Raw genomic sequence first — 13543 nt, 5'->3', positions numbered from 1 at the left:
ACAGCTTCGCCGTTAGATCCGGTAAGTAGTAAGTAGAAAATAGTAATCAGTATTTAAAATATTACAAGTCAGCACCTTAACTTGCTGTACTCAGGCAATTCTACTCTCTGCTTTCTACTCACTACTCACTTTTTTGGAGGTATTTTTTATATGGATCTTAAACAGCTTCGAGACGGCATAGATGACATCGACAGCAAGATACTTGCGCTCTTTTTGAAGCGCATGGAGCTCTGCAAGGGAGTTGCCGACTACAAGAAGGAGCACAAAATGCCTGTATTTCAGGGCGGACGCGAGCAGGAGATAATCGACCGTATCAAGGCTCTTACCAATAACCCAAAGCTTGAAAACGGCACATCTGCACTCTTTACCAATATCATGGATATCAGCAAGATTCTCCAGAACCGCACTATCCTTTCGGATTCCAATGATTACAGCTATACTGCTCCCGATTTTGCAGGAGCAAAGAAAATAGGCTGTCAGGGCACATCAGGCGCTAATTCCGAGGCTGCTGCCGAAAAAGTCTTCGGCAAGAGAGAGTTCACATTCTATCCCTCATTCGAGGAGGTATTCAGAGCTGTACAGGCAGGAGAGGTGGACTACGGCGTTCTTCCCGTTCAGAACTCCACCGCAGGCTCTGTGGACAGCACCTACGACCTTATGGCAAATTATCCGTTCTACATAGTGAAAATGGTGACTCTGGAGATCGACCACTGTCTCGCCGCTAAAAAAGGCACTAAATTAGAGGATATCACCTGTGTTTACTCCCACAGACAGGCTCTTTCACAGTGCGAGGTGTTCCTCAGCAGGACCAAGCTCAAAAAGCACGAGTACAGCAATACCGCTACGGCTGCGGAAAAGGTGCTGAGAAGCGACGAGCCTATCGCTGCTATCTGCTCCACATCATGCGCAGAAAAGCTGGGACTTGAGATAATCGCCCGTGATATCGCGGACTGCACCATAAACCGCACCCAGTTCATCATTATTTCCAAGGACTTACAGGTAGCCGAGGATTCGAACGCAGTTTCCGTAATGCTCACTATCCCCCACACAGAGGGTAGTCTTTACCGTCTGCTGACAAAATTCTACGTAAACGGCATGAACCTGCTGAGGATCGAGAGCCGTCCTATCCGTGACGGAAGCTTCGACGTTATGTTCTTCCTCGATTTCAGCGGAAAGCTCTCGGACGACAGCGTTAAGGCAGTTCTCCGCGACCTTGAGGAGAATCTCAACAACTTCCGCTGCATAGGCACATTCAAATCCGAATAAAAGGAGATAAATATGTCCCAAAAATTCTATTCCCTGCTTGAAAACAACAGCTTCGTGTTCCTTGACGGCGGAATGGGTACGATGTTACAGGCTCACGGCATCAAGACCGAGCACGTACCCGAACTGCTGAACATTTCCGATCCCGAGGCTATTATGAAGATACACCGCCTGTACGTCGAAAGCGGCGCTGATATCATCTACGCCAACACCTTCGGCGCAAACCGCTTCAAGCTGGCAAAAAGCGGTCATACCGTTGAGGAGGTAGTCTCCGCAGGCGTTGCCAACGCTAAAAAGGCTGCCGCAGGACGCGCTCTTGTGGCTCTCGATATGGGACCTATAGGTCAGCTTCTCGAACCTGCGGGCACTCTTAAATTCGAGGAAGCCTACGACGTTTATCAGGAGCTTGTCCTCGCAGGCAGGGATGCCGATGTTATCGTCATCGAGACCATGACCGACCTTTACGAGGTAAAAGCCGCTGTTCTCGCCGCAAAGGAGAACTCCGACAAGCCCGTTCTCGTCACAATGACCTTTGAGGAAAATATGCGAACCTTTACGGGCGTTTCTCCCGAATGTATGGTGGCTGTGCTGGAAGGTCTCGGCGCGGACGCTATCGGCGTAAACTGCTCTCTCGGTCCCGAGGAGCTCTTCCCTGTTCTTGACAGGATTTGCGCACTTACCACGCTCCCAGTTATTGCAAAGCCCAACGCAGGACTTCCCGATCCCGTCACCAATGAATATAACGTCGATCCCGATGATTTCGCCGCAAGCGCAGTAAAGCTGGCAAACGCAGGCGTTACTGTATTCGGCGGCTGCTGCGGAACAACTCCACAGCATATCTCCGCTATGATAGAGGCTCTTTCGGGCATGGAGCGCCAGACGCGAAAGATAGTCCGCGCAAGCATAGCCTGCTCCGCGGTGAACTGCGTTACCATAAATCAGCCCCGAGTTATCGGCGAGCGTATCAACCCAACAGGCAAAAAGCGCTTCAAGGAGGCTCTCCTCGCCCATGATGTGGACTATATCCTCGGACAGGCTGTCGAGCAGATACACGCAGGCGCCGAAATTCTGGACGTAAACGTGGGACTCCCAGGTATCGACGAAAAAGAAATGATGATAACCGCTGTAAAGGCTATACAGAGCGTATGCGACACGCCATTGCAGCTTGACTCCACTATACCAGAGGTGCTTGAAGCAGGTCTGCGAGTTTACAACGGCAAGCCTATCGTAAACTCCGTAAACGGTGAGGACGAGTCCTTAGAGGCTATACTCCCACTTGTAAAAAAGTACGGCGCGGCTGTTGTGGGACTTGCTCTCGACAAGGGAGGCATACCAAAGACTGCCGACGGACGTTTTGCCATTGCGGAGAAAATACTCCGCCGCGCTATGGAGTACGGCATACCCAAGGAGGACGTTTTCATCGACTGCCTTACACTGACGGCTTCTGCCGAGCAGGACGGCGTTATGGAAACGCTGAACGCTCTCCACAGGGTAAAGGTAGAGCTGGGACTCAACACCGTTCTCGGCGTATCGAATATCTCATTCGGTCTGCCCAACCGTGAGCTCATAACCCGTACATTTCTCACTATGGCGCTCCACAGCGGACTTACCCTGCCTATCATCAACCCCAATATCGAGGGAATAATCGGAGCTGTCCGCGCTTACCGTCTCCTTGCAGGAATCGACCGAAATTCCGCTGATTTCATAAGCATATACGCTCAGGACGACAGCGCTCCCAAAGCTCCTGCTCCTGCGCAGGACAAGGGAGCTCCCGATATAATGTACGCAGTTGAAAACGGACTGAAAAATCAGGCTGTAAAAGCTGCCGAGGAGCTCATGTACACCGTAGAGCCTATGGAGATAATCAACGGCTACCTTATCCCCGCTCTTGACAACGCAGGCGCTAAATTTGAAAAGGGCAAGATATTCCTGCCGCAGCTCATACTCACCGCAGAAGCGGCTCAGGCTTGCTTCGAGGTCATAAAGACAAGGCTCTCCGCCGCAAACAGCGAGAGCGTATCAAAAGGCAAGGTGGTACTTGCCACGGTACACGGAGATATCCACGATATCGGCAAGAATATCGTCAAGGTGCTCCTTGACAGCTACGGCTTCACGGTCATAGACCTCGGCAAGGACGTACCGCCCGAGACCATAGTAAACGCTGCTATCGAAAACAAGGTGAGCCTTGTAGGACTTTCCGCACTGATGACCACTACCCTCGGCGCTATGGCAGAGACTATAAAACAGCTCAACGAGAAGTACCCCGAGTGCAAGACCGTTGTAGGCGGAGCTGTTCTCACGGCTTCCTACGCCGAGCAGATAAATGCTACTTACTACGCAAAGGACGCTAAACAGACCGTGGATATAGCTTCAAAGGTCTACGGTGCTTGAGTACTATCCGCCCGAAAATCAACATTTCTGCCCTTTTATGAGGATAATATCATGGAAAAGATAACACTAAACGAACTAAAAATGCACTCACGAAAGGAAATCCTCACATTTCTGAAAAAGCTCTGGAACGGCGAAAGCGCTCCATGTCCGCTATGCGAAAATTCTCTTGAACTGCTCCATAAAAAGGCAAAAAAGAGCGACTGCGACTGGCAGTGCAAGACCTGCGATAAAGTGTTCAGGACGCTTGACCTGCTGGACGAGTTAAACGAAAAAATGCCGTAAAACTACAAAAAGCAGCCCATTCGGGCTGCTTTTTTTGCGTTATAGAGTTATTTTCTCAAATTTTGGACGTCGTCCCCTACAATTGGCTAACGGCTCTTTTCTCTGCCGTAAAGCCTGCCGATAAGAAACGCCGCTACATCGGCAAATACCGACGCTATCCTCATTACCAGAACGAACAGCACTATCCTGTCCGCAAACCGGTCTCCGCATACGAAGAGCATTACTCCCTCACGTATGCCGATACCGCCGGGAGCTCCGGGGGTAACAAAGCCGATTATCCACGCAAAGAGGAAAGCTCCCGTAAGAGCGGCGAGCTCTTTCGCATCAGCCTGCGGCACCATAAGCGCCAGACAACTCATGTACATTGCCGCCGATACGCAGTTATGAACAAAATAGTAGAATATACCGCAAAGGAGCTGCTTTCGGTTTTCCTTTTCAAACGCCTTTGAATAGCGCGAAAGATATTCCTTTACCCTGTCGCGGAATTTAAGCCTGAGCACTATGAAAACTGCTATGAGGAACAGCACTCCCACAGCTCCCACGACAGCCAGATTTTTGCCGTATTTGCCGAGAAGCTCCGCTATCCTGCCGCCAAGGAGCAGCACTGATACGACTCCCGTCCAGAACACGCAGAAAAGTACGTCCAGAACCGTTGCGCAGGCAACGTCCACATGGCTTATCTTCATATCAGCAGCAAGCTGATTCCGTCCAACGTACTGGAAAACGTTTCCGGGGAGATACTTGTAGATGTTGGAGCGTGTGAAAACAGGCATTGCCGCAGAATAGGGTATCTTCTGTCCCGAAAGTGACCGAGTGAACAGCAGCCACGACCAGCAGCCTATGAGTATCTGCGCGGTCTGTATCACGAAACTTACCGCAAATGCCGCTATGACACGGGGCGAGCTGAGGTCGCTCAGCTTTATGTCCATGTCGATTATCTTTTTGACAACGAATGCGAGAGCCGCAATGACAACAAGATGTCCTGCAAGCTTCATCAGCTTTTTGAGATTTATCTTATCTTTCATGGCGCTTCGCCTTTTCGTAAAGCTCCTCGATATTATCCACCATAACGTCCCATGAACGCCTGTTTGCCTCGGCGCGGACGTAATTCGTCATCTCGTCGGCATTACCCTCGCTGTAGAACTTCTTAACAGCCTCTGCAAGGGCGTGGTGATCCTTAGGCGGTACGATATAGCCTGTTTTGCCCTCGTCGACTACCTCGGGGATCCCGCCTACATCGGTAACGATAACGGGCTTGTCAAAGCCGTATGCCATCTGCACGATACCGCTCTGTGTTGCGGACTCATAGGGCAGTACAACTATATCGCAGGAGGCAAAATACTTCTCTATCTCGTTATCGGGGATATAGCCGTCAACTATTTTGATATTGCTCTCTGCTCCGCCCTTTTTGATGAGCTCCATGTAGCTTTCCTTGTCATCGCGGAATTCTCCCACTACCCAAAGCTCGATATTCGGATCGTACTTCACTATCTCGGGCATTGCCTTGATAATATGGCGAAGTCCCTTATACTCGCGGACAAAACCGAAAAAGAGCAGTATCTTCTTCTCTGGAGCTATGCCTGCCTGCTTTCTGCCCTCCTCCTTTGTAAGGTGGTGGAGGTTGTACTGATTGTGTACGGGCAGGTCTGCCGCCTTGAATATGGGCTTGCTCTTTATCTGCTTGAGGTCCTCGGCGTCAGAGACTGAGTGGGTTATATAAGCGGAGCCGCGCTTGAGGGCGAACTTCGCAAGGAATCGCTGCATGGGGAAATGCTCGTGAGGGAATACATTATGGCATATGAATATGCGCGGTATCTTCCTGAGCATAAACGAGAGACAGCCGTAGCACGGTGCAAAATAGGGGTGCCACCAGTGTATCACTATGAAATCGGGACGCATTTTCTTTATTTTACGGGCTGTAGTTATCCAGTTGAAGGGATTTGCGGTATTGATAAGGAACTGTGCGTCGTCTATCTTGAAAAGGCTGTTGCTGTAGTCCTTCTGCTCCTGATGAAAGAGTATCTTCGGATACTGCATCTTATAGGAAACAGTCTTTACGTTGAAACGCTTTTTAAGGCTGTTTATCATAGTTGCGCAATTATAGGCTATTCCGCCCTTATACGGGTAAACGGGACCTATCATTACGACCTTTTTTCTTTTCTTTTTCTCGCTCATTTGCTCTCCACCTTTTCAGTGCCTGCGTTTTTTGCCTCAGAGCGGAGCTCCTCGTCGCTCTTGCCGCACTCCATTTTTCTCACCCTGTACTGAACGTCCTCAAGGAGCTTTCTGTTAGCGGAGATAGTATCTCCAAGAAGTCCTATGGTTATGGTCTGGAAGCCCATCATAATGAGGATAGCCGTCAGGATAAGGGACTGTACGTGTCCGCTGCCCTCGCCGACAGCCATAAGGATAAGGAATCTTACGCCCAGTACTCCGCCGATAAGAAGCAGTACAAGTCCGATAGTCATGAAAAAGGTCAGGGGCTTGTACATTACGAATGAACGTGTTATTACCGTTGATGAGCGCTTCATATAGCGCCACATACTCGAAAACAGACGGGACGGTCTGGTCTCGGGATTTGTTCTTATGGGAACAGATGTCATGGCAGTTTTATTGTTTCCTGCCTGAATGATAGTTTCGAGAGTATATGTATATTCATTTACAACGTTGAGTCTCAGTGCGGCGTCACGGGAATATGCTCTGAAGCCGCTGGGGGCGTCGGGGATATCGGTACCCGAAGCTACACGGACTACCCAGCTTCCAAGGTGCTGGAACTTTTTCTTCTTCCATGAGAAGTGCTCGGTCTGGTCGATAGGACGCTCTCCGATAACGATATCAGCCTTCTGGTCGATTATCGGGCGGACTATCTTCTCGATATCCGCACCGCAGTACTGATTATCCGCGTCTGTATTGACGATGATATCAGCACCGAGATGCAGGCAGGCGTCGATACCTGCCATAAAGCCCTTGGCAAGTCCCTTGTTGCGCTTGAATGAAACTATATGATGAAATCCAAGCTCACGGGCACGGGCTACGGTATTGTCCTTGCTGCCGTCGTTGATTATGAGATATTCTATGGTGTCGATACCGTCTATATGTCTGGGCAGGTCGTTGTATGCCAGCTCCAGCGTTTTTTCCTCGTTATAGCATGGTATCTGAATGATAAGCTTCATATTTTCATATCCTTTCTTTATGCAGCCGACGAAAAGCGGACTGACTTTACAGGTACTCCCAGTTCACGTGTGTCAACAGGATTTGAAAGCGCCGCCTTCCACAGCGGACAGCATATGGTCAGTATGTTCTCGCCTTCCCTGACCTGTTCCTCATCTGCACTGAAATGGAGCGGCTGACCGTTGTTTTCAGCAGTTATGGTATCCGTGCCTATCTCCTTGCCGTTAAGGAGCATCGTTACCTTTACCTCGTTCACACCCATTGCTTCAAGGGGCATTTCGCAGCCAAGCTCCAATGTTACATCATAATCGCCGGGGTAAAGTCCGCACTCTATCTGAGCCTCTTCGCTGTCTGTCCAGCAGAAATAAGTCTCAAGACCTGAAACTCCGCTCATTTTCGCGTAATCTCCTGCGGCAGTGTACATGAATCTGTACTTGTCGTAGGAATATATCCTGATGTCGTCATCATAGGTGATGAAATGCTTTGAGAAAGGAACTATCCTGCCTCTGTGGTTGAGGTCGTCCTCTATGCTGTGCATTCTGTTTGAATACATTATTGAGAAGTCCTCGTCGTCCATCATTTTCTCGGTAAGCACAAGGACTCTGCCGTATCTTGCCGCAAGCCTGTCTATCTGACCTGCGTCGTTCTCGTCCTCGGGGACTACCTTTGCTCCTGTCATAGAGCGCACAGGCAGCCAGAGCTTCGTGGTGTACTTAGGAGATATCACGATACAATCGTTTTCTCCACCGAAGTCTGCGATATCCTCGAGTATGCTCCACTCTATGCGCGAATCGTCCTTATGTCCCATAAGATATGCGTCAAAGGGAGCTATATAAAGCAGTCCCACAGCAGTTACGGGGATAAGCAGCTTTCCGCCGAAGCGGTCTGCCGCAGACGCGCAGAACAGCACCGCAACAGGTATGAAAGGTGCAAGATAACGTGAATAGTAGTAGTAATGCTGTATCTGATAGCGCAGGAACGCAGAATAAACAAGAATGCAGTAGAAGAACATTATGAAAAGCACAAGTCTCTGCTGGCGCTCGGCAAAAAACTTTACGTTCACAAAGGCAAGTATCAGACCGAGAGGGAAAAGTATGAGTCCCGTACAGCCTGCAAAGCCCCACAGCGTAAGGTGATTGAGGTACTCCCAGCTGTCGAAGCTGAGCAGCGCTTTAACAGCTATGAATGCAACGGGGATAATGAGCATTACCCTCAGAAGATTGCGGAAAAGCTTTGATTCCGAAGCCTTTCGGGTAAATCTTGCAGGATTGAAGTTCTGCTTGGTGCGCTTTTTTACTACAGCAATGAATATCAGAGAAGCAGCAAATGCCGCAGCAGAGCCGATAATAACGACTGTAGTTATGTCATGTACTGTTATTCCGCCCACAAACAGAGGACTGTAATTGTTCATGGTATACATCGGCTGTACGTGTCTCATCATCAGGTAGCTTGCAAAGTATCCTGCTATGGTAACAGGCAGGAGCACTGCGAACTGGCGCTGACGGGTGAATACGTACATTCCGCCGTATATCATCACGAACATGGGTATCATGGTGTAAAGCGAAACGTGATAGCAGCCGAATACCGCTACAGGTATCACCGACAGCCATTTATGGTCGGGATAATCCTCGTCTGTCATAAAGTACAGGAACACCGCAGGGATAAGCGCAAGGAGCATTTCCGTAAGGGACGACTTTGCCACCCATATCACAACGGGAGCAAGCGCCGAGGCTGCGCATACGCAGGCGGCGGTAGTCTCCTTCAGCTTCATATTGCGGCTTATGAAGTACATCAGGAATATCAGGCACACATAGAGTATGGTCTCGAAATCCTGCATATGCTCCATTCCGAAAAGCTTGCCCCATGTGGCAAGGAGTGAGGAATATGTGGGGATACCGTGGATTATACCCGAAGCAGGTCCCTTGCTCCTGTCATACACGGTATCAGGATAATCCTCGGGCTGTATATCAAAGCCTGCAAGGTGGTGCTTGGCGTTGTACGCAAAGGCTTCCTTTTCCTGTTCGGTGGTAAGGTCGTAGTACTCTTCAAGAGTTTTCTGGCGCTTGGTATCGCCGTTCATAAAGAGTATCGCCTGCGTCTGATAAACGCCCTCGTCCTGTCCCATGCCGAAGAAGTAATTCTTCTGTGACACAAAGGGTATCGCAAGAACGGCTATAACTATTGGTATGAGCATTTCCTTTACGGAGAACTCATGACCGACGGTATGTCTTTTGCGGAAGAATTTTCCCTTGTCAAGGAACAGAACCAGACCGAGGACGGCTCCGCAGATAAGCGCAGCTCCTGCGCCTGCCCTGGAAACAGTGTATCTGTCAATGACAAAGAGTCCCATGCTTGCGAATATATGGGCAAAGAACCACATTATCACGCCCATTGTCACAGCTTCTATGATGTTTTTCTTCTTAAACCAGATAACAGCGCTCAGTACAGAGAATATAACTCCCACCAAGCAGACCGCTGAAAATATCATTTATTATATTCACTCCTCACAGATATGGTTTATCATCTCACTGAAATTGCGCATTATTACCTCCCAGCGATAATTGCTGTCAATGTAGGCTTTTGCATTTCGGCGCATTATGCTGTATTCCTCGGGGTGAGAGAAAATATAGTCCAGCACACCCTCAAATTCAAAATAATCAGTGTAATAAAGTCCGCCGTTGCTCTTTACGCAGTGACCTTTCAGCACCTCGCACACGCCGTTTACGATAACGGGCACGGAAAGCGTCATAGCTTCAAGAACGGATATTGAAAGGCTCTCGAAAGCAGAGGGCAGCACAAGGCACTTCGCGCCCGATATGCCGCTGAATTTGTCCTCCTCGCTGACAAAGCCCAGACTTATGATGTCCTTGTCCTTTGGAATCTCGCAGACTGGCTTGCCCATGAGGACAAGCTTGAGACCGCTGTCGGGACGGCGCTTTTTGTACTCCTGAAAGTACCTGAAAAGCTCGGGACAGCATTTGCCCTCGTCGATACGTCCCACGTATATGATGTAGTCGCCATCGATGCCGTATTTGCTGCGGAAGCCTGTTTCATCGGGCTCGCATGGCACCTCAACGCCCGTGCCCATTACGCGGCAGGGCTTGTCCTTACAGTCAAAAAGTCCCTGCACCAGCGCCTTTTCCTCGTCTGTGAGGAAAACGAAGGCTTTAGGGAGCTTGAAAAAGTTCTCATAGGTCTTGAAATGTATGAAGGGCTCCTCATGGGCTGTGGGTATGAGTATGGACTTTTCAGCCACCTCGGGAAGTCCCTTTACGGTGAGGTAGTAGAGATAGGTCACGAAGATGAACATGTCGTACTTATCTTTGTTTTCACGGATATAGTTTATAGCCGCAGGAGAATAAGGTCCCTGCTTCTCGAACCACTTTTCCTCTGTCTCGGTATTGTAGTTTGCAACGCCAGAATTGAGGTACCTGCCGTTGAATTCGTTGAAATCCTTTGCGCGGAGCTTCTCAACAGGGAAACGGAGAACGTGTACTCCGTTTATGTCCTCCTCGTCGGCTTTGTAATAATTCTCCCATGTGGTGTATTCCAGAGCCTTTGTGGTTATGACGTCCACCTCAAATTCAGAAGCAAGGCGCTCTGCAATAAGACGGGTGTAGTATTCCGAGCCGCCGTTTACTTCAAGTCCGTATCTCTGATTTACAAGCGCTATCCTTTTCATTCTTCTCCGATGACCTCTCTGAAAAACTTCCTGTACTTTTCAACTATAACGTCCCACGCGAAATTGCTGCGGACGTATTCTCCGCCGTTCATGCCCATTTGCTTTGCCTTGTCCCTGTTGGCAAGATACCAGTCGGTACAGCCCTCAAACTCGAAATAATCCCCGAAATAAAGACCGCCGTTGGACTCGGATACGAAATTCCGCGTTACGGGGCAGCCGCTGTGCACCAGCACGGGACGTCCGCAGAGCCAGCTCTCCATGATGACCAGCGAGAAGCTCTCGTTGCGTGAGGGCTGACAGAGGAACTCTGCCGCACCCTGTCCGTTGTACTTGTCCTGCTTGTCCACGAAGCCAAGGTCTATTATGCGCTTCTGCTTCACTAAGTCGGCAGGGAGCTCTATGCTTCCGCCGCCGATGAGAACAAGCTTTAAGTCGGTATCGCGGCGCTTGATGTACTCCGAGAAATACTTCACAAGGGTGTGGACGTTCTTGCCCTCGTCCTTGCGTCCTGCGTATATGATAAAGGGACTGTCGATGCCGAATTTTCTGCGGAAAGCCTCTCCGTCAGGGACTATCCCCGTATCCATGCCAATGCCCATGACTATTGTCTTAGTGCCGCTCTGTGAGAAGCCGAAAAGTCTCTCGGCAAGCTCCGCCTCGGGACGGGCATTGAATATCATGCCTGCGGTCTGGGGAAAGAGCTCCTTATAGCGGCTGATATAGGCGTAAGCCTCGTCGTGGAAGCAGGGTATGAACACCGACTTCTTTGGGAAGAGCTTAGCGCCGTTGTAGGCTGTACACAGCAGATATGGTATGAACACAAAGAGGGAGTACTCCTCGCTGTGCTCCTGCATATAGGCATAAAGCTGAGGGCAGTTCACCATTTCCGACAGGAAGATATCCTCCTCCGCAGGAGTAATGCGATGTCCCTTCATAAGCTTTGCGTTCACTGCGTCAAAAGCCGCAGTATCACGTTTTTCTACTTTGAAGCGCCTTACGGTGATGCCCTTTGAGGTCTTTTCCACGCCCTCTTTATTGTAATTCTCGCTCCAGTCCGAGCCTGCGTCCTTTATGCAGGTGGACAGTATCTCAAGGTCAACTCCCGCCGCATGGAGGTGGTCTGTGACCTCGCGAAGCTCCATTTCAGCTCCGCCCGGGATATTTTCTCCGTACCACGGGATAACAAATCCAATTTTTTTCATTTCAGTATCCTTATCAGGCAGCTTATTTGCCTTCAATAAAGGCTTTCAGCTTTGTCTCGAATATATTGCTGAGTCTCTCGTATGAAAAGTATTCCAGTCTCTTGCGCTGTCCCTCGATGACGCTCTCACGGAGCTTGTCGTCGGTGAGCAGTCTGTCCATGACTGCCGCCGTGAATACGGGATCGTTATCGTCAAGAAGTATGCCGCTGCCGCCGAGAGTCTCGCCGATAGCGCTGGTATTATAGGCTATTATGGGCACGCCGAAGAACATGGATTCAACCAGCGGTACGCACAGTCCCTCATGCTCGCTCATGCAGAGAAAAGCGTCGGCAATGTGGTAATACGCCAGTATCTCACTGAACTTGATATGTCCCGTGAAGATAACATCGTCGCTGAGTCCGAGAGCCTTGACATACTTCACAAGGCGCTCGTTGTAGTTCTCCATGCCGTTTGCCGAGCCTACAAGTATAAGTCTCGAATCCGGGTTGAGCTTCCTGTAGCAGCAGTAAGCGCGTATAACGTTTTCCTGCTTCTTGTTGGGAGCTATTCTGCCCACGAATATGATGTTTTTCTTGCCGTCGCGGTACTTCTTCATGGTAGCCTCGTCGGGAGCCTGCTCGTAGTCCTCAAACTTTGTCAGTGAGGGGCTTATGTCTATCTTGCAGGTATAGCCCATTCTGATGAGCTCCGACTTGTTGTACTCCGACACCGCAAGGACATAGTCCATTTTGTCGCGGAGATACTCAACGCCCTTGTAGCCGTACTCCGTAAGCTGTGTAGCCGAAGCGCTGTAGGGGCGGAAGAAATCGGGAGGAGTGATATTGTGGTATATCATCACCCTGCGGCACTTGTAAGTGTCTATTTTAAAGGATAAGTCCGTGCCTGTGGACTTGTGGTATATGAGCACATCGTCCTTTTTCAGGTCGCGGAGCTTGTCAGCCTTTATAGCTGTGCCCTCGGGAAGTCTCTTGTCTATATTCTCGGCATAGATATCTGTGGAATAGCCCATTTTGCCGATTATTTCTTTAAGTGCTATCGCGTCATTTCCTACGCCGTCGCCGAATGAAAGGGTAGGCAGTATCTGAACTACTCTCATTACTTGCTCTCTCCGTTAAGCCTGCTGCGGAGCTCCGCATTTTCGCGCTCCAGCTTGTCAAGACGTATCATGAGCTCCTTGTGAGCAAGCTCCATAGCCTCTACCTTGCTGCTCATATCAGCGGACTTGTTCTCTGTGAGAGACTTGATGACCGTGACCGCATTTGCGTTGAAGTCGTTCTGCTCGAATACGACGGGCTCTACGTAGAACTTCATAAGCTTGCGGAGAACTTTCTTGAAGAAAACCTTTATGCCGTTTCCCTGAAGCTCCTTGTAGGGCTGTATATAGTAATGTGTGCTGATATAGTCGAGAGCCTCCGAGGCAGAACCGCTCTGAGCGTTCTTTTTGTATGGAACGTCCTCAAAGCTGAGCATATCCGCAGTAAGCCCCTGCTCCTTTATCTTCTGCTTTATCTCAGCCATTATCTCTTCTATATTTATACTTCCGTTTTCCATG

At 49.7% G+C, this 13543-nt stretch carries 11 protein-coding genes; 3 read left to right on the top strand and 8 right to left on the bottom strand.

The window, feature by feature from the left end; translation table 11 throughout:
• Positions 1 to 150 precede the first annotated feature (150 nt).
• Genes BT105_RS06260 through BT105_RS06250 form a run of 3 tightly spaced genes read left to right on the top strand, consistent with a single transcriptional unit; the run spans position 151 to position 3936 of the window.
• Positions 151 to 1266, top strand: a complete 1116-nt coding sequence (locus BT105_RS06260) for a bifunctional chorismate mutase/prephenate dehydratase (protein ID WP_072299935.1) — start codon at positions 151 to 153, stop codon at positions 1264 to 1266.
• Positions 1267 to 1278: 12 nt separating this feature from the next.
• Entirely contained in the window at positions 1279 to 3654 is a 2376-nt protein-coding gene (locus BT105_RS06255; protein WP_072299934.1) for a homocysteine S-methyltransferase family protein, read from the top strand.
• A 51-nt stretch (positions 3655 to 3705) separates the two neighbouring features.
• Positions 3706 to 3936, top strand: coding sequence for a hypothetical protein (locus BT105_RS06250; protein ID WP_081367816.1), 231 nt, complete (start codon positions 3706 to 3708; stop codon positions 3934 to 3936).
• An 86-nt stretch (positions 3937 to 4022) separates the two neighbouring features.
• Here the strand turns inward: BT105_RS06250 and BT105_RS06245 are convergent, their stop codons facing one another.
• The 8 genes from BT105_RS06245 to BT105_RS06210 are packed head-to-tail and all read right to left on the bottom strand — an operon-like array spanning position 4023 to position 13542.
• Positions 4023 to 4961: a lysylphosphatidylglycerol synthase domain-containing protein gene (locus tag BT105_RS06245; RefSeq protein WP_072299933.1), complete on the bottom strand. Its 939-nt coding sequence runs from the start codon at positions 4959 to 4961 to the stop codon at positions 4023 to 4025.
• Positions 4951 to 6111, bottom strand: coding sequence for a glycosyltransferase family 4 protein (locus BT105_RS06240; RefSeq protein ID WP_072299932.1), 1161 nt, complete (start codon positions 6109 to 6111; stop codon positions 4951 to 4953). The genes BT105_RS06245 and BT105_RS06240 overlap by 11 nt, the downstream gene beginning before the upstream one ends.
• Positions 6108 to 7109, bottom strand: a complete 1002-nt coding sequence (locus tag BT105_RS06235) for a glycosyltransferase family 2 protein (RefSeq protein WP_072299931.1) — start codon at positions 7107 to 7109, stop codon at positions 6108 to 6110. The genes BT105_RS06240 and BT105_RS06235 overlap by 4 nt, the downstream gene beginning before the upstream one ends.
• A 17-nt stretch (positions 7110 to 7126) precedes the next feature.
• Positions 7127 to 9595 (bottom strand): hypothetical protein, encoded by a 2469-nt coding sequence (locus BT105_RS06230; RefSeq protein ID WP_072299930.1) that lies wholly within the window; start codon positions 9593 to 9595, stop codon positions 7127 to 7129.
• 9 nt (positions 9596 to 9604) lie between these two features.
• Entirely contained in the window at positions 9605 to 10789 is a 1185-nt protein-coding gene (locus BT105_RS06225) for a glycosyltransferase family 4 protein (RefSeq protein ID WP_072299929.1), read from the bottom strand.
• Complete coding sequence (locus BT105_RS06220) at positions 10786 to 11991, bottom strand: glycosyltransferase family 4 protein (RefSeq protein ID WP_072300056.1); 1206 nt, start codon at positions 11989 to 11991, stop codon at positions 10786 to 10788. Before BT105_RS06220 ends, BT105_RS06225 begins: the two co-directional genes overlap by 4 nt.
• A 22-nt stretch (positions 11992 to 12013) precedes the next feature.
• Positions 12014 to 13087 (bottom strand): glycosyltransferase, encoded by a 1074-nt coding sequence (locus BT105_RS06215; RefSeq protein ID WP_072299928.1) that lies wholly within the window; start codon positions 13085 to 13087, stop codon positions 12014 to 12016.
• The gene (locus tag BT105_RS06210) at positions 13087 to 13542 is read right to left on the bottom strand and encodes a hypothetical protein (RefSeq protein ID WP_072299927.1); all 456 of its coding nucleotides are present in this window, start codon (positions 13540 to 13542) and stop codon (positions 13087 to 13089) included. Before BT105_RS06210 ends, BT105_RS06215 begins: the two co-directional genes overlap by 1 nt.
• Position 13543 lies beyond the last annotated feature (1 nt).

Source organism: Ruminococcus flavefaciens (assembly GCF_900119075.1).
GTDB lineage: Bacteria > Bacillota > Clostridia > Oscillospirales > Ruminococcaceae > Ruminococcus > Ruminococcus flavefaciens_Q.
The sequence above is the reverse complement of the archived record's forward strand: the minus strand, read 5'-3'. Positions and strand labels throughout refer to the sequence as shown.